General features: G+C 64.7%; 28 protein-coding genes. 19 read left to right on the forward strand and 9 right to left on the reverse strand.

Features of this window, described 5'->3' with window-relative positions; genetic code table 11:
* Positions 1–41: 41 nt before the first annotated feature.
* Together NLM27_RS37400 and NLM27_RS37405 are read right to left on the reverse strand one after the other, a co-directional pair.
* Positions 42–1427, reverse strand: a complete 1386-nt coding sequence (locus NLM27_RS37400) for an MATE family efflux transporter (protein ID WP_254148021.1) — start codon at positions 1425–1427, stop codon at positions 42–44.
* Positions 1428–1510: 83 nt separating this feature from the next.
* Positions 1511–2038 carry a GNAT family N-acetyltransferase gene (locus NLM27_RS37405; protein WP_254148022.1) on the reverse strand — a complete coding sequence of 176 codons (528 nt, stop codon included), beginning with the start codon at positions 2036–2038 and terminating at the stop codon, positions 1511–1513.
* Positions 2039–2283: 245 nt separating this feature from the next.
* Here NLM27_RS37405 and NLM27_RS37410 point away from each other — a divergent pair, with 245 nt between their 5' ends.
* From NLM27_RS37410 to NLM27_RS37465, 12 genes are all read left to right on the forward strand, one after another.
* Positions 2284–2880 carry a superoxide dismutase gene (locus NLM27_RS37410; protein WP_026312923.1) on the forward strand — a complete coding sequence of 199 codons (597 nt, stop codon included), beginning with the start codon at positions 2284–2286 and terminating at the stop codon, positions 2878–2880.
* A 236-nt stretch (positions 2881–3116) separates the two neighbouring features.
* A complete protein-coding gene (locus NLM27_RS37415) occupies positions 3117–3728 on the forward strand; it encodes a permease (protein ID WP_254148023.1) in 612 nt (203 codons plus the stop codon).
* Entirely contained in the window at positions 3725–4225 is a 501-nt protein-coding gene (locus NLM27_RS37420) for a hypothetical protein (protein WP_254148024.1), read from the forward strand. Before NLM27_RS37415 ends, NLM27_RS37420 begins: the two co-directional genes overlap by 4 nt.
* Before the next feature lie 43 nt (positions 4226–4268).
* Complete coding sequence (locus NLM27_RS37425) at positions 4269–4505, forward strand: hypothetical protein (RefSeq protein WP_254148025.1); 237 nt, start codon at positions 4269–4271, stop codon at positions 4503–4505.
* Positions 4506–4507: 2 nt separating this feature from the next.
* Positions 4508–5260, forward strand: coding sequence for a metal ABC transporter ATP-binding protein (locus NLM27_RS37430; protein WP_254148026.1), 753 nt, complete (start codon positions 4508–4510; stop codon positions 5258–5260).
* A gap of 6 nt (positions 5261–5266) precedes the next feature.
* On the forward strand, positions 5267–6136 hold the full coding sequence (locus tag NLM27_RS37435) for a metal ABC transporter permease (protein WP_254148027.1): 870 nt from the start codon (positions 5267–5269) through the stop codon (positions 6134–6136).
* A gap of 2 nt (positions 6137–6138) precedes the next feature.
* The gene (locus tag NLM27_RS37440) at positions 6139–7002 is read left to right on the forward strand and encodes a metal ABC transporter solute-binding protein, Zn/Mn family (protein WP_254148028.1); all 864 of its coding nucleotides are present in this window, start codon (positions 6139–6141) and stop codon (positions 7000–7002) included.
* Positions 7003–7058: 56 nt separating this feature from the next.
* On the forward strand, positions 7059–8114 hold the full coding sequence (locus NLM27_RS37445) for a GTP-binding protein (RefSeq protein WP_254148029.1): 1056 nt from the start codon (positions 7059–7061) through the stop codon (positions 8112–8114).
* Entirely contained in the window at positions 8114–9133 is a 1020-nt protein-coding gene (locus NLM27_RS37450; protein WP_254149025.1) for a WD40 repeat domain-containing protein, read from the forward strand. The genes NLM27_RS37445 and NLM27_RS37450 overlap by 1 nt, the downstream gene beginning before the upstream one ends.
* Before the next feature lie 30 nt (positions 9134–9163).
* Positions 9164–9880, forward strand: coding sequence for an MgtC/SapB family protein (locus tag NLM27_RS37455; protein ID WP_254148030.1), 717 nt, complete (start codon positions 9164–9166; stop codon positions 9878–9880).
* 100 nt (positions 9881–9980) lie between these two features.
* The gene (locus tag NLM27_RS37460; protein ID WP_254149026.1) at positions 9981–10304 is read left to right on the forward strand and encodes a hypothetical protein; all 324 of its coding nucleotides are present in this window, start codon (positions 9981–9983) and stop codon (positions 10302–10304) included.
* 94 nt (positions 10305–10398) lie between these two features.
* Positions 10399–11139 (forward strand): acetoacetate decarboxylase, encoded by a 741-nt coding sequence (locus NLM27_RS37465; RefSeq protein WP_254148031.1) that lies wholly within the window; start codon positions 10399–10401, stop codon positions 11137–11139.
* A gap of 80 nt (positions 11140–11219) precedes the next feature.
* Here the strand turns inward: NLM27_RS37465 and NLM27_RS37470 are convergent, their stop codons facing one another.
* The 5 genes from NLM27_RS37470 to NLM27_RS37490 all read right to left on the reverse strand — a co-directional run bounded on the left by NLM27_RS37470 (position 11220) and on the right by NLM27_RS37490 (position 16057).
* Entirely contained in the window at positions 11220–12662 is a 1443-nt protein-coding gene (locus tag NLM27_RS37470; protein ID WP_254148032.1) for a homospermidine synthase, read from the reverse strand.
* Positions 12663–12729: 67 nt separating this feature from the next.
* Positions 12730–13119, reverse strand: coding sequence for a RidA family protein (locus tag NLM27_RS37475; protein ID WP_254148033.1), 390 nt, complete (start codon positions 13117–13119; stop codon positions 12730–12732).
* Positions 13120–13266: 147 nt separating this feature from the next.
* Positions 13267–13854: a GNAT family N-acetyltransferase gene (locus NLM27_RS37480; protein WP_254148034.1), complete on the reverse strand. Its 588-nt coding sequence runs from the start codon at positions 13852–13854 to the stop codon at positions 13267–13269.
* A gap of 132 nt (positions 13855–13986) precedes the next feature.
* A complete protein-coding gene (locus NLM27_RS37485; protein ID WP_254148035.1) occupies positions 13987–15129 on the reverse strand; it encodes a type III PLP-dependent enzyme in 1143 nt (380 codons plus the stop codon).
* Positions 15130–15802: 673 nt separating this feature from the next.
* Positions 15803–16057 carry a hypothetical protein gene (locus NLM27_RS37490; protein ID WP_254148036.1) on the reverse strand — a complete coding sequence of 85 codons (255 nt, stop codon included), beginning with the start codon at positions 16055–16057 and terminating at the stop codon, positions 15803–15805.
* A gap of 150 nt (positions 16058–16207) precedes the next feature.
* On the opposite strand from NLM27_RS37490, the gene NLM27_RS37495 reads away from it, so the two are divergent.
* From NLM27_RS37495 to NLM27_RS37510, 4 genes are all read left to right on the forward strand, one after another.
* Positions 16208–18289: a M3 family metallopeptidase gene (locus tag NLM27_RS37495; protein ID WP_254148037.1), complete on the forward strand. Its 2082-nt coding sequence runs from the start codon at positions 16208–16210 to the stop codon at positions 18287–18289.
* Positions 18289–18927 carry a DUF1007 family protein gene (locus NLM27_RS37500; protein WP_254148038.1) on the forward strand — a complete coding sequence of 213 codons (639 nt, stop codon included), beginning with the start codon at positions 18289–18291 and terminating at the stop codon, positions 18925–18927. The genes NLM27_RS37495 and NLM27_RS37500 overlap by 1 nt, the downstream gene beginning before the upstream one ends.
* Positions 18924–20048: a nickel/cobalt transporter gene (locus NLM27_RS37505; protein WP_254148039.1), complete on the forward strand. Its 1125-nt coding sequence runs from the start codon at positions 18924–18926 to the stop codon at positions 20046–20048. Before NLM27_RS37500 ends, NLM27_RS37505 begins: the two co-directional genes overlap by 4 nt.
* Before the next feature lie 231 nt (positions 20049–20279).
* A complete protein-coding gene (locus NLM27_RS37510; protein WP_254148040.1) occupies positions 20280–20717 on the forward strand; it encodes a thioesterase family protein in 438 nt (145 codons plus the stop codon).
* Positions 20718–20724: 7 nt separating this feature from the next.
* Here NLM27_RS37510 and NLM27_RS37515 read toward each other — a convergent pair whose 3' ends face one another.
* Complete coding sequence (locus tag NLM27_RS37515) at positions 20725–21123, reverse strand: MAPEG family protein (protein WP_254148041.1); 399 nt, start codon at positions 21121–21123, stop codon at positions 20725–20727.
* 82 nt (positions 21124–21205) lie between these two features.
* Here NLM27_RS37515 and hemH point away from each other — a divergent pair, with 82 nt between their 5' ends.
* Both hemH and NLM27_RS37525 read left to right on the forward strand, forming a co-directional pair.
* A complete protein-coding gene (gene hemH / locus NLM27_RS37520; protein WP_254148042.1) occupies positions 21206–22243 on the forward strand; it encodes a ferrochelatase in 1038 nt (345 codons plus the stop codon).
* A gap of 11 nt (positions 22244–22254) precedes the next feature.
* Complete coding sequence (locus tag NLM27_RS37525; protein ID WP_254148043.1) at positions 22255–23229, forward strand: ABC transporter substrate-binding protein; 975 nt, start codon at positions 22255–22257, stop codon at positions 23227–23229.
* A gap of 87 nt (positions 23230–23316) precedes the next feature.
* Here the strand turns inward: NLM27_RS37525 and NLM27_RS37530 are convergent, their stop codons facing one another.
* Complete coding sequence (locus NLM27_RS37530) at positions 23317–23676, reverse strand: TfoX/Sxy family protein (protein WP_256570065.1); 360 nt, start codon at positions 23674–23676, stop codon at positions 23317–23319.
* Positions 23677–23701: 25 nt separating this feature from the next.
* Between NLM27_RS37530 and NLM27_RS37535 the strand changes: the two genes are divergently transcribed.
* Positions 23702–24325: a 2-hydroxychromene-2-carboxylate isomerase gene (locus tag NLM27_RS37535; RefSeq protein WP_254148045.1), complete on the forward strand. Its 624-nt coding sequence runs from the start codon at positions 23702–23704 to the stop codon at positions 24323–24325.
* Positions 24326–24335 lie beyond the last annotated feature (10 nt).

The following is a 24335-nucleotide window of genomic DNA, read 5'->3' on the forward strand; positions in this document are numbered from 1 at the left end:
TCACTTTCCTGCGTTTACTTGCCTGCGCCTTCTGCCTGCGCTCATTTGCCCCAGCGCACGAAGGCGACCGAGCCGGCGGTCAAGAGCCCGAACACGACCATGGCGCCGCCGACCAGAGCGAACAAGGTCCAGGCCGGCGCCTGCACCGTCATGAGGCTGACGCCGCCGATCGCGACGATCAGGAGCCGCGCAGTGGAGGCGAGCACGGGCCCGCCGACGCGCGCCGCGCCTTGTGAGGAGAAGTACAACGACACGCCGATGCCGAAGAACACGAAGGCGGGACCTGCCCAGCGGAAATAGCTGTGGGCGGCGGCGGTGACGCCGGGATCCCGCGTGAAGAGCGCGACCCAGAGCGACGGATCGAGCGCGATCACGAGGCCGATCAGGCCGACGGTGAGTCCCGAGGCCGCCGCCGCGGTCCAGGCCACGCGCCGCGCGCGCTTCAAATGTCCGGCGCCGACCGCCATGCCGACCATCGGCACCGAGGCGATGCCGAAGGCGAAGGTGATCGGGATCAGCAAGAATTCCAGCCGCGAGCCGATGCCGTAGCCTGCCAGCATCTCGGTGCCGAACGTCGCGAGGATTTTCGTGAAGATCAGGATGGTGAGCACGGTCTGGAGCGGCGACAAACACGCCACCGCGCCGACCTTGAGAATGTCCAGGAACATCCCACGCTCGAAATGGAAGGCGCGGACGTCGAGCTGCAACCTGCTGCGGCCGGACAAGAGATACCAGAGAAAGAAGATCGCGGCGCAGCTGAACGCGATCAGCTGACCGCTCGCGACACCCGGCATACCGTATTGCGGAACTCCGAACAGCCCGAGCCCCAGGCTGCCGCCGAGCGCGATCTGGAGCACGCTCGCACCGATCAGCGTCATCGAAGGCAGCCGCATGTCGCCGGTGCCGCGGATCACCGAGGCCAGCGTGTTGACGAGCCAGATCGCGACCGCACCGGAGAACAGTACCTGCGAATAGCCGCTGGCCTCTTCGAGCACGCGCTCGCGGCCGCCGAGCAGCGCGAAGAAGGAGCGGCCGAACACGAGCATCATCACTGTGAAGAAAAGCCCGCCGCAGAGGCCGATGATGGCGGCATGCAGCGCCAGTGTCGCGGCGCGGTCCCGATCCCCGGCGCCGAGCGCGCGGCTGATCGCGGAGGAGACGCCGCCGCCCATCGCGCCCGCGCTCATCATCTGCGTCAGCATCGCGAACGGAAATACCAGCGCGATCGCGGCGAGGGGAATGGTGCCGAGCCGGCCGATATAGGAGGTCTCGGCGATCGCAACCAGCGTGCTGCCGACCATCGCGATCATGTTGGGGATCGCGAGCCGCAGCAGCGTCGGCAGGATCGGCGCCGTCAGCAGGCTGGCGATGGGGGAGGCGACCGGGACACGCGGCGGCGCGGCATCTATCGGGGCGTCGATCGTCATGTTCACCGGGCGGAATATTGAATGATGATCGACATATTATAGGGCAAGGGGGCGCCTGCACCAGCCCTCACCTCACGCAGGGCTCACCACGGCGGGCCGCATAGGTCGATGGTGCCCTGCGTCGGCGCGCGAACGATGTCCAGGACGAAGGGGGCCATGGCGGTGAAGCGGATGCGCCCCTCCGGCTGCTCGCAATAGACCTCGCCGGTGAAGGGTTGCCATTTGCGGGCCTCGTAGAATGCGACATTGTGCGGCTCGCAGAACAGAAGCGCGAACCGGACCGCCTCGTTGGCGCGCATGGTGTGCACGGCCGCGTCGATCGCCATGGTTGCGTAGCCACGGCCGCGCTGGTCCTCACGCGTGGAGACGCCGCCGATACCGCCGATATGAACCTTGCGTCCGTTCCAGCTGACGGTCCGGAAGTAGATGCCGACGTGGCAGACCAGCCCGTCCTCGGGCGTCTCGATCAGGACGCGCAGATCCGCATTGGCCCACTTGACGTTAGCCCAGGGCTTACCCGCGACCATAAGCGGTCCCCAGACCTCCTGGAGTAGCGGCTTTGCGATCGGCCAGGAGGCGTCGCCGTTCAGGATGTCGATCTCGACACTCATTGCTCCGTCTCTCGCATCTTTGGTTCGTGCTGCATTCGTTCTGTCATAACCGCTTCAAAGGCAATGACATTTTGCGTCGACTCATCGCGTCCGGGGCGACTGCCTGCGCTCGCGTCGATTTTATGCAATCCGGCCACGCGGTCGCATCCCGCGTTTTCGCAAATTGGCGGTATTTAACGACGCAGGAACCTTCTATAAGGGGTGACCGTTAGAACTCGTTCCCCACCAGTTGCGGACAAGAACCCATGACCTTTACGCTGCCCCCACTCCCTTACGCCTATGACGCCCTCGGCCAGTATATGTCGAAGGAGACGTTGGAATATCATCACGACAAGCATCATCAGGCCTACGTCACCAACGGCAACAACGCGCTCAAGGGGACCGAATGGGAAGGCAAGTCCCTTGAGGAGATCGTCAAGGGCTCGTTCGGCAAGAACCCGGCCGTGTTCAACAATGCCGGTCAGCACTACAACCACATCCACTTCTGGAGCTGGATGAAGCCCAACGGCGGCGGCACCAAGCTGCCCGGCAAGCTCGAGAAGAAGATCAACGAGGACCTCGGCGGCTTCGAGAAGTTCAAGACCGACTTCCAGGCGGCCGGCGTCGGCCAGTTCGGCTCCGGCTGGTGCTGGCTCCAGGTGAAGAACGGCAAGCTCGAGATCTCCAAGACCCCGAACGGCGAGAATCCGCTGGTGCACGGCGCCACCCCGATCCTCGGCTGCGACGTCTGGGAGCACTCCTACTACATCGACTATCGCAACCGCCGTCCGGACTATCTCAAGGCGTTCGTCGAGAACCTCGTGAACTGGGAATACGTCGAGTCCCTGTTCGACAAGGCGTAAATTCTGCTCCGTCATCCCGGGGCGATGCGTAGCATCGAACCCGGGATCTCGAGATTCCGGGCTCGGTGCTGATGCGCCGCCCAGGAATGACAGAAGGGCGGTCGCTCTCGCGGCCGCCTTTTTGCTGTGCGGAATTGCCCTGCACGACACGCGCACAGCTCTGTCATCGTACTGTTTGCATCGCGTGGGCGCCGCCTCTAATCAGGACGGGCATCCCTCGATCCGACCCGAGCTCGTTGTCAGAACCTTCTCCGAAAGACCCGGCGCCTGCCGAGGACGTGGACTCCGAGCCGCGGCCGGGGCGTGTGCGCAAGCCGATCGGCTGGTCGACCATCATCATCGCGGTCCTGGTGGCGGTGAGCGCGGGTCTGGTTTGGCGGCGTGACGGCACCGACGGTGTTCTCGACATTCTCACCCACGACCTCTCGCTGTTCGGCGGCATCCTGCCGCGCGTGCTGGCCGGTTGCCTGCTCGGTGCGTTCATCTCCGAGATCCTGCCGCACGAAAAAGTCTCGCGTTCGCTCGGGCCTAAATCCGGCCTGATGGGGCTGCTGATCGGCACCGCGTTCGGCGCGATCCTGCCCGGCGGTCCCTTCACCGCCTATCCGGTGGCGAGCGCGCTGCTCGCGGTTGGTGCCGATTTCGGCGCGACCATCGCCATGGTCGTGAGCTGGACCCTGATCGGCTACGGCCGGGCGGTGGCTTGGGAAATCCCGATCATGGGCACCGACTTCACGCTGTGGCGGATCGTGATCTCGCTGCCGCTACCGGTGCTGGCCGGCGCGCTCGGCCGCTTCGTCTACGTTCGGCTCTATCCAAAGCCGGCCATGAAGGACGATGAGACGTGAGCGCCGCGCTTCTCATCGACATCCTGTTGTGGGGCTCCGTTCTCGGCGTCGGCCTGATCGCCTTCCGCCGTGGCTCTTCCGTGTTCAAGGCCTCGCTGCGCGAAGGCTCCATGGACTTCATCAACATCGTGCCGCGGATTGCGCTGGGGGTGATCGGCTCCGGCTATATCGCCGCCATCATCCCGCAGGAGGTGATCACCGGCTGGCTTGGGCCGGACAGTGGCTGGCTCGGGGTCGCGACCGCCGTGGTCGCGGGCGCCGCCACGCCGGGCGGACCTGTCATTGGCTTTTCCATCGGCACGGTGGCGCTGAAGTCCGGTGGCGGGGTGCCCCAGGTGGTGGCTTACGTCATCGCCTGGGCCCTGTTCGCCTTCCAGCGGGTGATCCTATGGGAAATCCCGTTCATGCCGGCCCGTTTCGTCTGGTTCCGCTGTGCGGTGTCGGTGCCATTTCCGTTCGTGGCCGCCGCCATTGCCATGGTGATCGGCCGGCCCTGAGCCGGGCGTGGACAGTGGTAATGTTATAATATAACGTCCTGAAATGGTTCCCGCCGCGTCTCACGCCCATCATCACGACCATTCCCAGGGTCATTCTCATGACCACGCGCATTCGCACGGGCACGACCACACCCATGCCCATGTCCACGATGCGGCTTCGCCGCATCCCGCCCAGGCGGCGCCGTGGTCGATCCTGCGCATGACCATGGCGGGCCGCCTCGCGGCCGCGCTCGCCGTCTGCGCCGTGCTCTGGGGCATGGTCTTTCTGGCGATGAGGTGACCATGGCGGCGCTGCACTTCCATAACGTCACGCTCGGCTACGACCGGCACCCGGCCGTGCACCATCTCAACGGCGACGTCGCATCTGGTGCCCTGGTCGCCGTGATCGGCCCGAACGGCGCCGGCAAGTCGACGCTGCTGCGCGGCATCGTCGGCATCCTCAAGCCGCTCGACGGCAGCATCCATCTCGGCGGCCTCGACAGCAGGGATATCGCCTATCTGCCGCAGAGCGCGGAGATCGACCGCAGCTTTCCGATCTCGGTGTTCGATTTCGTCGGCACCGGGCTGTGGCGCGGGACCGGTCTGTTCGGCGGCATCGGCAAGACCGCGCGCGAAAAAATCCTGCGCGCGATCGCCGCCGTTGGCCTCAATGGTTTCGAGAACCGTCCGATCGGCACGCTCTCCGGTGGTCAGATGCAGCGTGTGTTGTTCGCGCGGGTGCTGCTCCAGGACGCGAGCCTGATCGTGCTCGACGAGCCCTTCAACGCCATCGACAGCAAGACCACGGTCGATCTGCTCGCGCTGGTGAAGGGCTGGCACGCCGAGGGCCGCACCGTGCTGGCCGCGCTACACGACATGGAGATGGTGCGTACCCATTTCAGCGAGACGCTGGTGCTGGCACGCGGCCCCGTGGCCTGGGGACCGACGGCGGAGGTGCTGACGCCGGAAAACCTTGTTGTCGCGATGCGGATGTGCGAGGCCTTCGACGACAGTGCCACGGCTTGTGCCGAGGACGGCCGCTCACGGGCGGCGTGACGTCCCATGGTCCATGACGTTCTGATCGGCCCGTTCACCGAATTCGAGTTCATGCGGCGGGCGCTTGCCGCCGTGATCGCGCTGTCGCTGGCCGGCGCGCCGATCGGCGTGTTCCTGATGCTGCGGCGGATGAGCCTCGTCGGCGATGCCATGGCGCATGCGATCCTGCCGGGCGCGGCGGTCGGCTTTCTGTTCTCCGGGCTCAACCTGTTTGCGATGACCGCCGGCGGCCTGATCGCCGGCTTTGCCGTCGCCATCCTCGCCGGCGTGGTCGCGCGCTCGACCGGGCTGAAGGAGGACGCTTCGCTCGCCACTTTCTATCTGGCCTCGCTGGCGCTGGGTGTCACCATCGTTTCGATCAAGGGCACCAATATCGACCTGCTGCATGTCTTGTTCGGCAATATCCTCGCGATGGACGACCAGACGCTGCTGGTGGTCGCCTTCAACGCCACGGTGACGTTGCTGGTGCTCGCGGTGATCTACCGTCCGCTGGTGATCGAGAGCGTCGATCCGCTGTTCCTGCGCACCGTCAGCCGCGCCGGAGGACCCGCGCATCTCGCCTTCCTCGCGCTCGTCGTCATCAACCTCGTCAACGGCTTTCAGGCGCTCGGCACGCTGCTTGCGGTCGGCCTCATGATCCTGCCCGCGGGCATTGCCCGATTCTGGTCGCGCGATCTCACCGCCATGATCTGCATTGCCGTGATTGCTGCTGCCGTCTCGGGCTATGCCGGCCTCGTGCTGTCGTTCCAGACCCGTGTGCCATCAGGCCCCGCGATCATACTCGTGGCGACGGTGTTCTACACCGTCTCCGTGTTGTTCGGCCGCGTCGGCGGTATCATCCGGCAATTGTTTCCCGGCCGGCATCTGGAAGCGTGACGATGCGGCTCATCCTGTTGTGTGCGCTGTTGCTGATCGCCCCGCCGCTGCATGCCGCGGAGCGGCTCAACGTGGTCGCGAGCTTCTCGATCCTCGGCGATTTCGTCCGCAATGTCGGCGGTGACAGGATCAATCTAACCACGCTGGTCGGCGCCGACAGCGACGTCCACGTCTATACGTCGGCACCCGCCGATGCGAAGCGCATCGCGGATGCAAAGCTCGTCATCGTCAACGGGCTCGGTCTCGAGGGCTGGCTGCCGCGCCTCGTGCAGTCCGCGGGGAGCAAGGCGACAGTCGTGACGGCGAGTGCCGGCATCACGCCCCTCAAATTAGGTGCGGCCGCCGATCCCCACGCCTGGCAGTCCATCCCCAATGCCAAGATCTACGTCACCCACATCGCCAATGCGTTGGCTACCGCCGCTCCCGATGACGCGGATGTCTTCCGCGCCCAGGCCAAGGCCTATCTGGAAAAGCTCGAAACGCTGGACCGCGAGGTCCGGGAAGCCGTGGCCAAAATCCCACCGGACCGGCGCAAGGTGATCTCCACCCACGACGCCTTCGGCTATTTTTCCGCCGAGTACGGCATCCAGTTCATCGCCCCCTTGGGTGTCTCCACGGAAACCGAGCCCAGCGCGCGCGACATCGCAGCTATCATCGGCCAGATCAAGGCCCAAAAAATCCCGGCCGTGTTCCTGGAAAATATCAGCGACGACCGGCTGATCCGGCGGATCGCAGCCGAGACCGGCGCAAGGGTCGGCGGGACCTTGATTTCGGACAGTTTGACCGGCGAAAAGGGGCCTGCACCCACTTACATTGACATGGTCAGGCACAATATAAAGGCCCTGACCAGCGCGCTTGACCATTAGGGCAGGGGCCACCCCGCCTCGCGTCGCGCGAAAAAGGTAAGAAGTCCGGAGTTGTTATGTCTGAAGCGACCTCCCAGAAGATTCCCGTGACCGTCCTGACCGGCTATCTCGGCGCCGGCAAGACCACGCTCTTGAACCGCATCCTGTCGGAAAACCACGGCAAGAAATACGCCGTCATCGTCAACGAATTCGGCGAGATCGGCATCGACAATGACCTCATCATCGGCGCCGATGAGGAAGTGTTCGAGATGAACAACGGCTGCATCTGCTGCACCGTGCGCGGCGATCTCGTCCGCATCATGGACGGTCTGATGAAGCGCAAGGGCAAGTTCGACGCCATTATCGTCGAGACCACCGGCCTTGCCGATCCGGCGCCGGTCGCCCAGACCTTCTTCGTCGACGAGGACGTGCAGAAGAACGCCCGGCTCGATGCGGTGGTGACGGTCGCCGACGCCAAATGGCTGTCCGACCGGCTCAAGGACGCGCCCGAGGCCAAGAACCAGATCGCCTTTGCCGACGTGATCGTGCTGAACAAGACCGACCTCGTCAACAAGGGCGAACTCGCCGAGGTCGAGGCCCGCATTCGCGGCATCAACCCCTATGCCAAGCTGCACCGCACCGAGCGCTGCTCGGTGGCCCTGGCCGACGTGCTCGATCGCGGCGCGTTCGACCTCGACCGCATCCTCGACATCGAGCCGGACTTTTTGGAGGCCGACGATCATGACCACGACCATGATCATCATCACCATCACGGCCACGACCATCACCATCATGATCACGGCCACGGCCACGGCCTGAAGCACTATCACGACGAGGACATGCAGTCGCTGTCGCTCAAGACCGACAAGCCGCTCGATCCGAACGTGTTCATGCCCTGGCTCCAGAATTTGGTGCAGGTCGAGGGCGGCAAGATCCTGCGCTCCAAGGGCATCCTCGCCTTCCACGACGACGACGACCGTTACGTCTTCCAGGGCGTGCACATGATGCTGGAGGGCAATCATCAGCGGAAGTGGAAGGAGGGCGAGCCGCGCGAGAGCCGCCTCGTCTTCATCGGCCGCGAATTGCCGGAAGAGGCCATCCGCAAGGGCTTTGAAAGCTGCATCGTCTCGTGATGAAAGAGTTTACGCCGGCTCCCGATTCCACCTCGATCGTCTCCGTCACCGACCGCGTCAAGCCGGTTACGCTGGGGATGGCCGTGACCTCGGTGCATTTCCTTGGTCCACGCGCCGTCTTCGTCGGCGGCGAGGAGAATGTCGCCTTCGTCGATGCCGAGGGTGAGATCACCACGGTCGCCGTGCATAGCGGCGGCATTCTCTCGACCGCTTCCGATGGCAAGCGCCTCGTCATGGGCGGCGACGACGGCAAGGTCGTCGCGCTCGATGCCAAGGGCGAGGTGACGCTGCTCGCCACCGATCCGAAGCGGCGCTGGATCGACGCGGTGGCGCTGCACGCCGATGGCGCGTTTGCCTGGTCGGCCGGCAAGACGGCGACCGTCAAGAGCGGCAAGAGCGAGGAGAAGTCGCTGGAAGTGCCCTCGACCGTCGGCGGCCTTGCCTTCGCGCCAAAAGGCCTGCGGCTCGCGATCGCGCATTACAACGGCGCGACGCTGTGGTTTCCGAACATGGAAGGATCGGCCGAATTCCTGCCCTGGACGGGCTCGCATCTCGGCGTCACCTTCAGCCCCGACAACAAGTTCCTGGTCACTGCGATGCACGAGGCGGCGCTGCACGGCTGGCGGCTGGCCGACAACAGGCACATGCGGATGACCGGCTATCCGGGCCGCGTCCGTTCGATGTCCTGGAGCGCCGGCGGCAAGGCGCTGGCGACCTCGGGCGCCGACACCGTGATCCTGTGGCCGTTCGCCAGCAAGGATGGCCCGATGGGCAAGGAGCCCGCGATGCTCGCCCCGCTTCAGGCGCGCGTGTCCGTGGTGGCCTGCCACCCGAAGAATGACATCCTCGCCGCCGGCTACAGCGACGGCACCGTGCTGATGGTGCGGCTGGAGGACGGCGCCGAGATCCTGGTCCGCCGCAACGGCACCCCGCCCGTGGCCGCACTCGCCTGGAATGCCAAGGGCACGCTGCTGGCCTTTGCCGATGAAAGTGGGGACGGCGGTCTGCTGGAGCTTTAATCTGTCATGGTTCCGGCCGTATAGGGGGCCATGCGGTTTCTGACGACATTCCAGCTTGCCGACTTCGCGGACACGCTGGTCAGCCTGTTCACGGCCTTCGTGCTGGGCACGCTGATCGGCGCCGAGCGGCAATACCGGCAGCGCACGGCGGGCCTGCGCACCAACGTGCTTGTTGCCGTTGGTGCCGCGGCTTTCGTCGACCTCGCGATGCATCTGACCGGTGCTGACGGCGCGGTGCGGGTGATCTCCTACGTCGTCTCTGGCATCGGCTTCCTCGGCGCCGGTGTCATCATGAAGCAGGGCATGGACGTCCGCGGGCTCAACACCGCGGCAACGTTGTGGGCTTCGGCCGCGGTCGGCTCCTGCGCCGGGGCCGACATGGTCGCGCAGGCGGCTGCGCTCACCGTGTTCGTCATCGCCGGCAACACCATGCTGCGCCTGCTGGTCAATGCCATCAACCGCATTCCCCTGAACGAGAAGGCGCTGGAGGCAACCTACTACTTCAAGCTTGCGGTCGCGGTCGATGCCTTGCCCGACATGCGCGACCGCCTCGTCGAGAAGCTGGAGGCCGCGAATTATCCCGTCGCCGATGTCGACGTCGTCGAGATCGGGGAGGATATGCTGGAGATCGTTGCCAAGCTGGTCGCGACCGCGGTCGACCCCAATGAGCTGAACGCGGCGGCCACGGATTTGCAGCATTTGCCGGGCGTGCGGCATGCCACCTGGGAAGTCAGCACGACGGAGTAGCGCGGCGTTTTAGCGCGCTACGACCGGGTTCCCATCTTGCTGACTGCGGAACTGCCGTCCGGCAATTTCGTTGATCCCTCGTACAAACGCGGTGATCGACATGACCGGCAATGACAAGCCCAGACTGAAACGTGACCTGATGATCGCCTGCTCGCTGTTCGCAGCGGGCGTCGTGGTGTCGGGCCTGTCGCTGGCGCAGATCCGCGCCGAGAGCCGGATGCAGGTGGCGCAGGCAACGCCGCCGCTTCAGGGCACCCCGTCCGACGATCAGAACAAGCCCGCGGAAGCCAAGCCCGGCGGCGACCGGCCGACCACGCCGGCCCCCGAGCCCGCGCGCCCCGAGCCGCAGACGCAGGGCGCGGCTAAACCAGCATTGCCGCAGGCACCCGCGGAGAAGATCGCGCCGCCGATCAAGGAGAAGTAGCCCGACGGTCAGCGTATTGTGACGCGCATTTGATCTCGCCTCGGCAAACGGCCCGTTCCATAATCCGTCGCGCCAACGACAGATGGGGCCTCCCATGAAGATCGAAGACGTTCGCCGCACCGCCTATTCGATGCCGCTCACCAATCCGTCATTCCCGCCCGGGCCATATCGCTTCTTCGACCGCGAATACTTCATCATCACCTACAGGACCGATCCCGAAGCCCTTGCCGCCGTCGTGCCCGAGCCGCTCGAGGTGGCGGAGCCGGTGGTGAAATACGAATTCATCCGCATGCCCGATTCGACCGGCTTCGGCGACTACACCGAGACCGGGCAGGTGATCCCGGTCCGTTTCAAGGGCGAACTCGGTGCCTACACCCACGCGATGTATCTCGACGACGAAGGCCCGATCGCCGGCGGCCGCGAGCTGTGGGGCTTTCCGAAGAAGCTGGCGCGGCCGAAGATCGAGGTCGAGAGCGACGTGCTGGTCGGCTCGCTGCATTATGGTTCGGTGCTCTGTGCCTCCGCGACCATGGGCTACAAGCACCGCAAGGTCGATCTTGACGGGGTGCTGCAGCCGATGAAGGCACCGAACTTCATCCTGAAAATCATCCCGCATGTCGACGGGAGCCCTCGGATCTGCGAGCTGGTGCGCTTCCATCTCGAGGACATCACGCTGAAGGAAGCCTGGACCGGCCCAGCCGCGCTCGGCCTGTTTCCTCACGCGCTCTGCGATGTCGCCCGGTTGCCGGTGCGCGAGGTGGTCTCGGCGTTGCACTTCAAGGCAGATCTGACGCTCGGGCTCGGCAGCGTGGCGTTCGATTACCTGGCGAAGTAACGAGGCGAGGCTGGCCGCGAAACGAGAATGCCCGGCGCAAGGCCGGGCATCATGATCGATCAATCAGGCGTGGCGCGCGATCACCGCACCAGAATATTCCGGAACTGCCAGGGATCGCTGGTGTCGATATCCTCCGGGAACAGGCCCGGACGATCCGTCAGCGGCGTCCAATCCGTGTAGAACCCCTTCACCGGGCCGAGATACGGCAATTGAATTTCCAAGAGACGATCGAAATCCATCTCGTCGGCCTCGACGATGCCCTCGTTCGGGTTCTCCAGCGCCCACACCATGCCGCCGAGCACCGCGGAGGTCACCTGCAGGGCGGTAGCGTTCTGATAGGGCGCGAGCGCGCGGGTCTCTTCGATCGAGAGCTGCGAGCCGTACCAATAGGCGTTGTTGTCGTGGCCGAACAGCAGCACGCCGAGTTCGTCGATGCCGTCGACGATTTCGTCCTCTTCGAGGATGTGGTGCTTCTCCTGCATCCTGGCGGCTCGGCCGAACATTTCGTGCAGCGACAGCACTGCATCGTCGGCGGGATGATAGGCGTAGTGGCAGGTCGGCCGGTAGACCGCCTTGCCCGAGGCGTCGCGCACCGTGAAGTAATCGGAGATCGAGATCGACTCGTTGTGAGTGACGAGGAAGCCGTATTGTGCGCCGCGGGTCGGGCACCAGGTGCGCACGCGCGTGTTGGCGCCGGGCTGCATCAGATAGATGGCGGCGCCGCAGCCGGCCTCGTGGGTGCGCGCGTTCTCCGGCATCCACTTCTCATGGGTGCCCCAGCCGAGCTCGGACGGCTGCACGCCTTCCGACAGGAAGCCTTCCACCGACCAGGTGTTGACGAAGACGTCAGGCTCCTTCGGCTTCTTGGAGCGCTGGGTGTCGCGTTCGGCGATGTGGATGCCCTTGATGCCGGCCTGGCGCATCAGATCGGCCCACTCGGCCTTGGTCTTCGGACGGGGCGCATTGAGCTTCAGATCGGCGGCGACGTTGAGCAACGCCTGCTTGACGAAGAACGAGACCATGCCGGGATTGGCGCCGCAGCAGGAGACGGCCGTGGTCGAGCCCGCCGGGCGCGCCCGTTTGGCGGCCAGCGTCACTTCGCGCAGCGCGTAGTTGGAGCGCGCTTCCGGGCCCTTCGAGGCATCGAAATAGAAGCCGAGCCAGGGCTCGTTGACAGTGTCGATGTAGAGAGCGCCGAGCTCGTTGCAGAGCTCCATGATGTCGGTGGAGCCGGTGTCGACCGAGAGATTGACGCAAAAGCCCTGGCCGCCGCCCTCGGTGAGCAGCGGGGTCAGCAACTCCCGATAATTGTCCTTGGTCACGGCCTTCTGGATGAAGCGTACGTTCTGCTTCTCGCAATGCGCCTTGCGGCCCTCGTCCTTGGGATCGATCACAGTGACGCGCGACTTGTCGTAATCGAGATGCCGCTCGATCATCGGCAGAGTGCCTTTGCCGATGGAGCCGAAGCCGACCATGACGATGGGACCGGTGATCTTCGCGTAGATCTGCGAGGGAGGGCTCATGGGATGGTTTCTCCGGAACGTGCTGGCGGGCAAAGGATGAGGGGTGGATCAGGCGCTGCGGCGTTTCTCAGATGCTGCGGCGCTTGGCGGTGACTTCGATTTCGACCTTCATCTCGGGCTTGGCGAGGGCCGAGACGACCAGCAACGTCGCAGCCGGCCTGATGTCGCCGAGAACTTCGCCGCAGACGGCGAAGTGGGGATCGATGCAGCTGGCGTCGGTGACGTAGTAGGTCGCGCGGACGATATCGGCCATCTCGAATCCGCCCTCCTTCAGGGCGGCTTCGATGGTCTTGAAGCAGTTGCGTGACTGGCCCGTGACATCGGCCGGCATCGTCATCGTGGTGTAGTCATAGCCGGTGGTGCCCGCGACGAAGGCGAACTCGCCGTCGATCACGGCGCGGCTGTAGCCGACGGTCTTCTCAAGAGGTGAGCCGGTGGAAATCAGGCGACGGGACATTTCTGGGACCTCGACTGAAAGGGGGTGTTTCGCGGGGTTAAAGGGCGTTTCTCGGGCTCGTGCAACCCCAAAGGGACAGGCCTAGCGCGGGCGCGGCCGGGCCTTGCCGCTCACGGCGGCCTCGGTCGTCGCCATCATGGCAATCCCTTAGGCCGCGTGCGCGTGGAGGGCGCGAACTACCCTCCGTTTGGGCAGGGTGGCGCCGGTCGGCACGATCATCCCTTCGGCGCCATCGAGCGCGCCGTCCGCGAACTCGATCGCCAGCAGCCGGTCGCGCTCGAACGGGCCGGGCAGCGACAGCGCGCCGGTCTTCTCGCCCGAGAAGCCGAAGCGGGCGTAATAGGGGGCATCGCCGAGCAGGATCACGGCGGCATGCCCGCGCGCCCGGGCGGCGGCCAGCGCTTGTTGCATCAGCGCGGCGCCGATCCCGAGCTCGCGGCAGGCAGGGTCGACCGCCAGCGGTCCGAGGACCAGAGCGGGCCTGCCTCCGGCGCTGACGTGCCACAGCCGCACGGTTCCCACGAGCGTCCCCTCGAGCACGGCCGACAGGGCAAGCCCTGCGGCTGGTGCGCGTCCGTCGCGCAGGCGCTGGCAGGTGCGGCCATGGCGGTTCTCACCAAAGCAGGCATCGAGCAGCGCTTCACGCATCGCAACGTCGGCAGCACGCTCCGCACGGATCGCGAACGGAGCGGCTTTCGAAGTGAGGGCGATTTGTGGCTTCCGAAGAGTGGTCATGGCGCGTCAGTCCCCGCTTGAACCGACGTGCGCGCAGCACGCCTGTCCAAGACGTCGTCAGAAATCGAAGATGTGAGGGAGGAGCCGGCAAGCCGGCTCCCGGGTTCGTCAGGCCTCAGAACGAGAGGCGGATCAGATGTGGTAGGTCTTCAGCGGCGGGATGCCGTTGAATGCCACCGCCGAGTAGGTCGACGTATAGGCGCCGGTGCCTTCGATCAGCAGCTTGTCGCCGATCTCGAGCGTGACGGGAAGCGGATACGGGCTCTTCTCGTACAGCACGTCGGCGCTGTCGCAGGTCGGACCTGCGAGCACGCACGGCGTCATGTCCGCCCCGTCATGCGGGGTGCGGATGGCGTAGCGGATCGACTCGTCCATGGTCTCGGCGAGACCGCCGAACTTGCCGATGTCGAGATAGACCCAGCGCACCTCGTCCTCGTCGCTCTTCTTCGAGATGAGCACGACCTCGGATTCGATGATGCCGGCATTGCCCACCATGCCGCGGCCCGGCTCGATGATGGTCTCCGGAATCTGGTTGCCGAAGTGCTTGCGCAGCGCGCGGAAGATCGAGCGGCCGTAGGTCACGACCGGCGGCACGTCCTTCAGGTACTTCGTCGGGAAGCCGCCGCCCATGTTGACCATGGTCAGGTTGATGCCACGCTCGGCGCAGTCGCGGAACACCTGCGAGGCCATCGCCAGCGCACGGTCCCACGCCTTCACCTTGCGCTGCTGCGAGCCGACATGGAAGGAGATGCCGCACGGCTCCAGGCCCAGGCGCTTGGCAACGTCGAGCACGTCGACGGCCATTTCCGGGTCGCAGCCGAACTTGCGCGACAGCGGCCATTCGGCGCCGGCGCAGTCATAGAGGATGCGGCAGAACACCTTGGCGCCGGGAGCGGCACGGGCGACCTTCTCGACCTCCGCGGTGCAGTCCACGGCGAACAGCCGAATGCCGAGCGCGAAGGCGCGCGCGATGTCGCGCTCCTTCTTGATCGTGTTGCCGAAGGAGATGCGGTCGGGCGTCGCACCCGCGGCCAGCGCCATCTCGATCTCGGCGACCGTCGCGGTGTCGAAGCAGGAGCCCATGGACGCGAGCAGGGCCAGCACTTCCGGCGCCGGGTTCGCCTTGACGGCATAGAACACGCGGCTGTCGGGCAGCGCCTTGGCGAAGGTCTGGTAATTGTCGCGCACGACTTCGAGATCGACCACGAGGCACGGCTCGGTGTCCCGGCCCTCGCTGCGGCGATTGCGCAGGAATTCCTGAATGCGTTCGGTCATAGCACTCTCCCAAACGGCCCAGCGACGGGGATCCGTTCAAAAAATGACGTCGGATAAGAGCGCTCCGGCCAGATCGCGCGATGGAGGCGCGACGAGCCAAAGACTCAAATCAGACTGTGCTGCCGTGGATTGGTTGGGAATTTTCCCGCCCGCACACCTGGCAATGAAGGACAAGCCTTTTCAGTAGCCCGCGCCGGCGTTGGACTGCCGGTAGAGACCAAAAAAGCCCGATCCGTCGTTGCTTTAAGTCGCGTCCCCCGTTGAGAGCGGGGTGCGCCGGTTCGCCTCCGGCTGCCAGTCACGGTTGCAAAGGGCGAAGTCACCTTCGACAAGGCATCTCTTTGAGAGAGATGCTGGACGCTCCGGGTTTGCTTCGTCGTCCGGCCGTTCGGCCTTTTGACTTCCGCACTTCCGAAGAACCCCTCGGCTTCTTCACCCCTTGGCGGCTGTCCGGCCTCTTGTCCGGATACCTACCGACTGACACACGACCACAGGCACGTGCGAAATTGGGCAAGTCCGCACATAAGCGTTTTGACTCTGGTTCGCAAGAATTTTTTTAGGCTGCGGACAGAATTGCCTAACATCTGCTTGCGCGGTGTTGCGCGAGCGACGCGGAAGATGAACGTGCGTTAAGTTTTTGAGGAGCGCGTCTGTCTCTCTCGCGCGAGAAGCGTCAGCCGCGCTTCGTGAACGGCTCGATGCGCTGAGCTGCGCGGATGAACGCGGTCATCACCAGCACGCCGAGCGCGAACAGCACGGCCTGCAGGATGTGCGCGCCCTGATCGCCTAAACCGAACAGGATCGCAAGCGCCCAGCCGCCGGCAAACGCCGCGCCGAACACCTCCGCGCCGATCAGGATGGCGGCGCTGATGACGGTGATGACGCTCGGCCAGACGATCTGGCGGGACGAGGAAGCAGGCGCGTTCATGAGCTCAGTGATCCCAAGGCTTCGAGGCAAGGCTTCGAGGGCCGCAATCTCCCCGAAAAGGCGGCCGGGAGCAAGGGCAAACGGCCCAAAAAAGCCCGATCGCGTGCTATAGCTGGCTGCAATAATTCAGCTCAAAAATCGGGAATTGCGATGTCAGAACCCCGCCAGATTACGGACCCCGAGACCAACCCGCTGCTGAGGGCCTGGGTGACGCCGTTTGCGACCCCGCCCTTCGACGAGATCAAGCCGGAGCACTTCCTTCCGGCCTTCGAGCAGGCCTTCGCCGACCACTCCGCCGAGATCGCGGCGATCACCAATGATCCCGCCGCGCCCGACTTCGCCAACACCATCACGGCGCAGGAGCGCTCGGGCAAGCTGCTGAGCAAGGTCGCGGCGGTGTTCTACGACCTTGTCTCGGCGCATTCCAACCCGGCCATCCTGGAGATCGATAAGGAGGTCTCCTTGCGGATGGCGCGGCACTGGAATCCGATCATGATGAACGCCGTGCTGTTTGGCCGCATCGCCCAGCTGCACGAGAACCGTGCCAGCCTTGATCTCGCTCCCGAGCAGCTGCGCCTGCTGGAGCGTACCTACACCCGCTTCCACCGTTCCGGCGCCGGCCTCTCCGAGGAGGCCAAGACGCGGATGGCCGAGATCAACGAGAGGCTCGCCCAGCTCGGCACCGGCTTCAGCCATCACCTGCTCGGCGACGAGCAGGAATGGTTCCTGGAGCTCGGCGAGGCCGATCGCCAGGGCCTGCCGGAGAGCTTCGTCGCCGGCGCCAAGGCTGCGGCAGAAGAGCGCGGCATGGAAGGCAAGGCCATCGTGACGCTGTCGCGTTCCTCGGTCGAAACATTCCTGAAGAGCTCGGCGCGCCGCGACCTGCGCGAGAAGGTCTACAAGGCCTTCATCGCGCGCGGCGACAACGGCAATGCCAACGACAACAACACGACCATCGTCGAGGTCCTGAAGCTGCGGGAGGAGAGCGCCAACCTCCTGGGCTACCCGACCTACGCCGCCTATCGTCTCGAAGACTCCATGGCCAAGACGCCGGAGGCGGTGCGGGGCCTTCTGGAGCGGGTCTGGAAGCCGGCCCGCGCGCGCGCGCTCGCCGACCGCGACGAGATGCAGGCGCTGATCACGGAGGAGGGCGGCAATTTCCAGCTCGCCCCCTGGGACTGGCGCTTCTATGCCGAGAAGCTGCGCCTTCAGCGCGCCAATTTCGACGACGCCGCAATCAAGCCCTATCTTTCGCTCGACCATATGATCGCGGCCGCCTTCGACTGCGCCACGCGCCTGTTCGGCGTCACCTTCGAGGAACGCAAGGATGTTCCGGTCTGGCACCCGGACGTCCGGGTCTGGGAGATGAAGGGGCCGGACGGCAAGCACAAGGCGCTGTTCTATGGTGACTACTTCGCCCGGCCGTCGAAGCGCTCCGGTGCCTGGATGACCTCCCTGCGCGACCAGCAGAAGCTCGACGGCGACGTCGCGCCGCTCGTTCTCAATATCTGCAACTTTACCAAGGGTGCCGGCGGCGAACCTTCGCTGCTGTCGCCCGACGACGCCCGCACCCTGTTCCACGAGTTCGGCCACGGCCTGCACGGCATGCTGTCCAACGTCACCTATCCCTCGCTGTCGGGCACTTCCGTGTTCACCGATTTCGTCGAGTTGCCGTCCCAGCTCTACGAGCACTGGCAGGAGCGGCCCGAGGTGCTGCAAAAGTTCGCCCGCCACTACCAGACCGGCGAGCCGCTGCCGGACGACCTGTTGCAACGCTTCCTTGCCGCGCGAAAATTCAATCAGGGCTTTGCTACGGTCGAGTTCGTCTCCTCGGCGCTGGTCGATCTCGAATTCCACACCCAGCCGGCCGCGGCGGCCAGCGACGTGCGAGCCTTCGAGAAGAAGGAGCTGGAGAAGATCGGCATGCCCGAGGAGATTTCCTTGCGCCACCGGCCCACGCAGTTCGGACATATCTTCACCGGCGATCATTATGCCGCCGGCTATTACAGCTACATGTGGTCCGAGGTGATGGACGCCGACGCCTTCGGCGCGTTCGAGGAGGCCGGTGACATCTTCGATCCTGCCGTGGCCAAGCGCCTGCACGACGATATCTACTCGAGCGGCGGATCGGTCGATCCGGAAGCCGCCTACGAGGCCTTCCGCGGCCGTCCGCCCGAGCCGGACGCGCTGCTCCGCCGGCGCGGCCTGCTCGACGACGCCAAGGCGGCCTGATGAGCATGCGTGCCCTGTTAGGACTGCTGCTCGCCGCCGCAATGATGTTCGCATCAGGCGCGGCGAGCGCGCATCCCCATGTCTGGATCACCGCGACCAGCGAGCTGGTCTATGCACCGGACGGCAGCATCACCGGCGTCCGCCACGCCTGGACCTTCGACGACATGTTCTCGGCCTATGCGGTGCAGGGGCTCGAGAGCAAGACCAAGGGGACTTACACGCGCGAGGAGCTGGGGCCGCTGGCGCAGACCAATGTCGAGTCGCTGAAGGAATACGCCTACTTCACCTTCGCGCGAGCCGACGGCAAGAAGGAACGATTCCAGGAGCCGGTCGACTACTTCCTCGACTACAAGGATACGGTGCTGACCCTGCACTTCACGCTGCCGCTGAAGAACCCGGTCAAGCCCAAGCAGCTGGTGCTCGAAGTGTTCGACCGTTCCTTTTTCATCGACTTCCAGATGGCCAAGGACAATCCGGTCAAGCTGGTCGGCGCGCCCACGGGCTGTCAGATGAAGCTCGAGCGGCCCAACGACGGCACCGCCAGCGCCCAGAAGCTCAACGAGCAGACCTTTCTGAACGGCGAGAACGCGAATTTCGGCATGATGTTCGCCAACAAGATCACGGTGGATTGCCCTTGAAGCCGCAACTCTCCCCGCTTGCGCGCGGGCTGCTCGCCTGCGCCGCCGTTCTGCTGGTCGTGGGCGTCGCCGACGCCGCGCTCCACGATCTCCTCGCGCAAAACCCGTTCGGCGCGCCGCGCACCGCGCACGCAGCCGAGCCCGGGGCGGGCGGTCCGATCGGCTGGCTCCTGGCAAAACAGTCGGAATTCTATCGCCAGATGTCGACGACGATCCGGGCCGCGAAGTCCGACGGCTCGGCGGTGTGGACGCTGCTGTTCATCTCGTTTGCCTATGGCATCTTCCACGCCGCCGGCCCCGGCCACGGCAAGGCGGTGATCGCCTCCTATCTCGTCGCCAACCGCGAGACCGCGCGGCGCGGCATCGCGCTGTCGTTTGCCTCGGCGCTGATGCAGTCGCTGGTGGCGGTCCTGATCGTCGGCATCTCGGCCTGGGTGCTGAATGCGACGGCCAAGTCCATGTGCAAGGCGGAAGGCGTGATCGAGATTGCAAGCTACGGCCTGATCGCGCTGTTCGGCCTGCGCCTGGTCTGGGTCAAGGGCGGCGCCTTCATCCGCGCACTCCAGGCAGCCCAGCCGGTGCCGGCGATTGCGGGCGTGCCGCACGACCACCATGACCACGGCCATCACCATCATCATGATGCGCATGATCATCACGGGCATAACCATCATCACCACGATCACGGTCACGCTCACGCCCATCACCACAGCGGGCACGACCACGTCCATGACGAGCATTGCGGCCACTCCCACGGACCCACACCCAGCGAGCTCGCTGGGCCCGGCGGCTGGCGGCGCGGGTTCGCGGCGATCCTGACCGTCGGCATCCGCCCCTGCTCGGGTGCGATCCTGGTCCTGGTGTTCGCGCTGGCGCAGGGTCTGTTCTGGGCCGGCATCGCCGCGACCTTGCTGATGGGATTGGGCACCGCGATCACGGTTGCGGCCATCGCGGTCGTCGCCGTCTCCGCCAAGGGCATCGCCGCCCGTCTCAGCGCAGGACGCGATGGCGGCGGTGCGCTGTTCATGCGCGGCATCGAATTCGGCGCCGCCGGCCTCGTGCTGCTGTTCGGCGTCGGCCTGTTGTTCGGCTATATCGCCGCCGAACGGACGACGTGTTTTTAGGTGGGATGCATCTGCGATCCGTGGCGTTGGTCGGGTTTGACGGTCGCGCACCTTGCTCTGTCATTGCGAGCGTAGCGAAGCAATCCAGAATCGCTCCGCAGAAACAGTCTGGATTGCTTCGTCGCGAGAGCTCCTCGCAATGACGGGCTGGAACCAGTTGCGGCCGCTATGCGAACTCCCTCGGGTCAGCTAATCAGTCCGTCATACCAACAAGAGCCGTCGGGAGGCCCGATGTCGCGCGAAAACTTCTGGTTCTTTCACCCGTTCCGGGTGCGCTATTCCGAGATCGACGGCCAGGGTGTCGTCTTCAACGCGCACTACCTGACCTATTTCGACACCACCATTACCGAGTATTTCCGCGCGTTGGGCTTTGACCAATATGCCGACGCGCAGGCGAGCGGCATCGATTTTCACGTCGTCAAGTCGCTGATAGAATACAAGGCGCCTGTCAGATTCGACTGGGAGCTCGACGTCGGCGCGCGCGTGGCGCGGATCGGCAATTCGAGCCTCACCTTCGAGCTCGCCATCTTCCTGAAAGGCGGCGCGGACGCGCTAGTGACCGGCGAGGTCGTCTGGGTCTACACCAACCAGGAGACCCACCGACCGGCCACGATCCCGGGATCGATGCGGGCGCTGATCGCGACGCGGGAGCGTCATCTTTCGGCGTGAGGCCGCCTCACACCGGCAGAAACTGCTTCAACGCCGGCATGAAGAAGATCCCGAGATTGATCGCAAAGCCGATGCTCCAGAGGATCGAGCGCAGCGTCGGGCGGTTGCCGAGATAGGTCAGCACATAGGCGATCCGCACGATCAGGAACAGTGCCGCGAGCTCATCGATCAGCTGCTGCGGCGAATCCCTGAATTCGGCGAGCAGCACCGCGAAGGCGAAGAACGGAAACGTCTCGATGCCGTTCTGGTGCGCGCCGAGTGCACGCCGCGCAAGCGCGTCCTCGAAGAAGGCGGGGTCACGCGGCCGGGAATTGTCGAACGTGCGAAACCTGGCCCATTTGATCGAGACGATCGTCGCAAGGTAAAGCAGCAGCGCTCCAAAGACGCACCATTCCGCGAGTGTCATCTTCCCTCCCCCGCTTGGAAGCGACCCTAGCGAAACCCGCCTCATCTTGACAAGTTCGGACCAACGCGCGACCCACAGGGCCATGACCAGCGTCGTCCCCATCGAAAGCGCGAAACCGGCCGCCCAGTCCGTCCTGCCGCGCGTCGGCGTGCTCCTGGTCAATCTCGGCACGCCAGATACGGCCGATGCGCCGGGCGTGCGGGTCTATTTGAAGGAATTCCTCAGTGATGCCCGGGTCATCGAGGACCAGGGCCTGGTCTGGAAATTCGTGCTGAACGGGATCATCCTGCGCAGCCGTCCCCGCACCAAGGCGCTCGACTATCGCAAGATCTGGAACAACGAGCGGAACGAGTCGCCGCTGAAGACCATCACGCGCTCGCAGGCCGAAAAGCTCGCGGCCGCGCTGTCGGATCGCAGCCACGTCGTCGTGGACTGGGCGATGCGCTATGGCAATCCCTCGATCAAGTCGGGCATCGACGCGCTGATCGCGAAAGGCTGCGAACGCATCCTCGCCGTCCCCCTGTATCCGCAATATTCCGCCTCGACCTCGGCAACGGTCTGCGACGAGGTGTTCCGCGTGCTCGCCCGCCTGCGCAACCAGCCGACACTGCGGGTGACGCCGCCTTATTACGAGGACACGGCCTATATCGAGGCGCTCGCGACCTCGATCGAGACCCATCTGGCGACGCTCGCCTTCACGCCGGAGCTCATCGTTGCCTCCTTCCACGGCATGCCGAAATCCTATGTCGACAAGGGCGATCCCTATCAAAGCCATTGCATCGCCACGACCGCGGCGCTGCGCCGCCGGCTCGGCATGGACGAGACGAAGTTGCTGCTGACCTTCCAGTCGCGCTTCGGCAATGACGAGTGGCTCCAGCCGTATACCGACAAGACGATGGAGCAGCTGGCGAAAGAGGGCGTGCGCCGAATCGCGGTGGTGACGCCGGGCTTTTCGGCCGATTGCCTGGAGACGCTGGAGGAGATCGCACAGGAGAATGCCGAGATATTCAAGCACAATGGTGGCGAGCAGTTTTCCGCGATCCCCTGCCTCAACGACAGCGTACCAGGTATGGACGTGATCCGCACCCTGGTGCTGCGCGAGCTCCAGGGCTGGATCTGATGGGGTATCCCGTGAATCGCCGAGAATGTCTGGCGCTTCTTGGGGTGATCGCGGCGCTGCCGGCCTCAGTGCAGGCGCAGCCGGATGCGACGCGCCGGCTCGGCGTGCTCTCGGTCACCGCCGCCGAGGATGCGATCGGGCAAGCGCGCAGCACGATCCTGGTCGAGGCGCTCGCCGGCCACGGCTGGAAGGAGCGCGACAACCTCAGGATCGATTGGCGTAGCGGCGGCGGCGACCGGGCGAAAATCGCGCGCTTTGCGGACGAACTGGTCGCGCTCAAGCCCGACATCCTGCTTGCGGTCGGCACGCCCTCGGTCGAGGAGCTGCGCCAGCGCACCACGACAATCCCGATCGTGTTCGCCGTCGTCACCGATCCCGTCAGCCAGGGCTTTGTCAAAAACCTCGCTCATCCCGGCGGCAACGTCACCGGCTTCACCGATTACGACGGCCCGCTCGCCGGCAAATGGCTGGAGATGCTGACGCAGGTCACCCCGCCCGTCCGCCGCGTCTTCGTCGTCTACAATCCCGAGACCGCGCCGTTTGCGCCCTTGATGCTGCGCACGCTCGAGGACGCGGGCCGCACGCTTCACGTGCTCGTCGAGCCCGCGCCGGTGAGCGACGCCGGCTCGATCGCGGCGCTGGCCTCGCGCAAGGAGGGCGGCCTCCTGGTCCTTCCGGACTTCTTCACCATGGCCAATCGCGCGCAGCTGCTGGCGGTGATTGGTGAGGCGCGCCTGCCCGCGGTGTTCTGGAGCCGCACCTTCGTCGAGGAGGGCGGGCTGATGTCCTACAGCACCGACAGTGCCGAGCAGCTCCGCCGCGCCGCCTCCTACATCGATCGCATCCTGAGGGGCGCGCAGGCGGCCGATCTGCCGGTCCAGAATCCCACCAAGTTCGAGCTGACGATCAACCTGAAGACGGCCAAGGCGCTTGGCATCACGCTCCCCGCGGGCCTGCTCGCAATCGCGAACGACGTCATCGAGTAGGGCGGGTGGCGGTCGGAAAGTCCAGGTTCTGCAAGCTTCTGAGATGGACGAAGGCGGATCTCCCGATCGAGGAGCGCAGCAAGAGTTTCATCCCGTCGTCGACCGATGTCGTTTCTTGGCGATGCGCCGCGCTGCCGCCAATGCCGCACGCGCCCATTTCATAAATTCGTCGGGATCGTCGAACAGTCGGTCAGGTACGCGCCAGAACGACAGCTCGATGAGCGTGCCCTTCTTCGCATAGTTCAAGGGTGGAGATGAGCGTGCCTCCTCGAAGGTCGCGCGGTTGTCGTCATCGACTCTTAGATAGAGCGTGTTGGCGGTGACCATCCCGAGCATCCCGCCGTCGCAAAAGACGCCCGTTTTGCCGAACATGCGTCGCGTCGTGATCCGGCCAAGCGGAGCTAGCTGCTCGCTTAGGAAGTCGGCATACTCTGGGCTTGCAACCATGCCTTGATTCTAGAGATCATGAGCCATGACTGTCAAAATCGACACCTATTACGACTTCAGGTCGCCGTACGCATATTTCGCCGATTACAGGGCCCGCAACGCCGACTTCGGCTTGGCGGTCGAGGTTGAATGGGTCGGTCGTCCGATTTTCATCGACGTGATCCTCAACCTCCAATCTGGCCGAGAGCCATGGGCGCCTTATGTCGATACCCTCATCCCTCCAAAGCGGGCTTATCTGATGGCGGACATCCGCCGCATGGCCAGGTTTTACGGGGCGCCTTACAAGCCTTCGTGGAAGTGGCCCAACCGTCCAAATCAGATTCCTGCGTTGTGCATTGCATCCCTGCTGTCTGGTCGGGCCGAGGAGGTTTTTCGGAGCGCCATCTTCGATGGTCTTTGGCATGAACAGCGGGACATTTCCGACCCTGCGGTGTTGAGAGAAGCCGTCGCCCGCGCTGGTGGTGATCCGGCAGTCGTGGAGCAAGCTGCTGATCCCGGTGTTCGCGACGCCTTAACGAGGCGGACAGTGGAAGCCTATGCGAATGGTGTGTTCGGGACGCCCACGTTCGTCTGGAATGGTGAAATCTTCTTTGGCGCGGATCGACTCGAAGTCTTGGCTTGGAAAGTGAATCGCGCAGCCGACGAATGATGGCTCTGCT

Source organism: Bradyrhizobium sp. CCGB12, from assembly GCF_024199845.1.
Taxonomy (GTDB): Bacteria; Pseudomonadota; Alphaproteobacteria; order Rhizobiales; family Xanthobacteraceae; genus Bradyrhizobium.

Coding starts and splice junctions, on each gene's coding strand:
- NLM27_RS37400 (WP_254148021.1), bottom strand. CDS start 1,427: ATGACGATCGACGCCCCGATAGATGCCGCGCCGCCGCGTGTCCCGGTC.
- NLM27_RS37405 (WP_254148022.1), bottom strand. CDS start 2,038: ATGAGTGTCGAGATCGACATCCTGAACGGCGACGCCTCCTGGCCGATC.
- NLM27_RS37410 (WP_026312923.1), top strand. CDS start 2,284: ATGACCTTTACGCTGCCCCCACTCCCTTACGCCTATGACGCCCTCGGC.
- NLM27_RS37425 (WP_254148025.1), top strand. CDS start 4,269: ATGGTTCCCGCCGCGTCTCACGCCCATCATCACGACCATTCCCAGGGT.
- NLM27_RS37430 (WP_254148026.1), top strand. CDS start 4,508: ATGGCGGCGCTGCACTTCCATAACGTCACGCTCGGCTACGACCGGCAC.
- NLM27_RS37435 (WP_254148027.1), top strand. CDS start 5,267: ATGGTCCATGACGTTCTGATCGGCCCGTTCACCGAATTCGAGTTCATG.
- NLM27_RS37440 (WP_254148028.1), top strand. CDS start 6,139: ATGCGGCTCATCCTGTTGTGTGCGCTGTTGCTGATCGCCCCGCCGCTG.
- NLM27_RS37445 (WP_254148029.1), top strand. CDS start 7,059: ATGTCTGAAGCGACCTCCCAGAAGATTCCCGTGACCGTCCTGACCGGC.
- NLM27_RS37450 (WP_254149025.1), top strand. CDS start 8,114: ATGAAAGAGTTTACGCCGGCTCCCGATTCCACCTCGATCGTCTCCGTC.
- NLM27_RS37455 (WP_254148030.1), top strand. CDS start 9,164: ATGCGGTTTCTGACGACATTCCAGCTTGCCGACTTCGCGGACACGCTG.
- NLM27_RS37460 (WP_254149026.1), top strand. CDS start 9,981: ATGACCGGCAATGACAAGCCCAGACTGAAACGTGACCTGATGATCGCC.
- NLM27_RS37465 (WP_254148031.1), top strand. CDS start 10,399: ATGAAGATCGAAGACGTTCGCCGCACCGCCTATTCGATGCCGCTCACC.
- NLM27_RS37470 (WP_254148032.1), bottom strand. CDS start 12,662: ATGAGCCCTCCCTCGCAGATCTACGCGAAGATCACCGGTCCCATCGTC.
- NLM27_RS37475 (WP_254148033.1), bottom strand. CDS start 13,119: ATGTCCCGTCGCCTGATTTCCACCGGCTCACCTCTTGAGAAGACCGTC.
- NLM27_RS37480 (WP_254148034.1), bottom strand. CDS start 13,854: ATGACCACTCTTCGGAAGCCACAAATCGCCCTCACTTCGAAAGCCGCT.
- NLM27_RS37485 (WP_254148035.1), bottom strand. CDS start 15,129: ATGACCGAACGCATTCAGGAATTCCTGCGCAATCGCCGCAGCGAGGGC.
- NLM27_RS37490 (WP_254148036.1), bottom strand. CDS start 16,057: ATGAACGCGCCTGCTTCCTCGTCCCGCCAGATCGTCTGGCCGAGCGTC.
- NLM27_RS37495 (WP_254148037.1), top strand. CDS start 16,208: ATGTCAGAACCCCGCCAGATTACGGACCCCGAGACCAACCCGCTGCTG.
- NLM27_RS37500 (WP_254148038.1), top strand. CDS start 18,289: ATGAGCATGCGTGCCCTGTTAGGACTGCTGCTCGCCGCCGCAATGATG.
- NLM27_RS37510 (WP_254148040.1), top strand. CDS start 20,280: ATGTCGCGCGAAAACTTCTGGTTCTTTCACCCGTTCCGGGTGCGCTAT.
- NLM27_RS37515 (WP_254148041.1), bottom strand. CDS start 21,123: ATGACACTCGCGGAATGGTGCGTCTTTGGAGCGCTGCTGCTTTACCTT.
- hemH (WP_254148042.1), top strand. CDS start 21,206: ATGACCAGCGTCGTCCCCATCGAAAGCGCGAAACCGGCCGCCCAGTCC.
- NLM27_RS37530 (WP_256570065.1), bottom strand. CDS start 23,676: ATGGTTGCAAGCCCAGAGTATGCCGACTTCCTAAGCGAGCAGCTAGCT.
- NLM27_RS37535 (WP_254148045.1), top strand. CDS start 23,702: ATGACTGTCAAAATCGACACCTATTACGACTTCAGGTCGCCGTACGCA.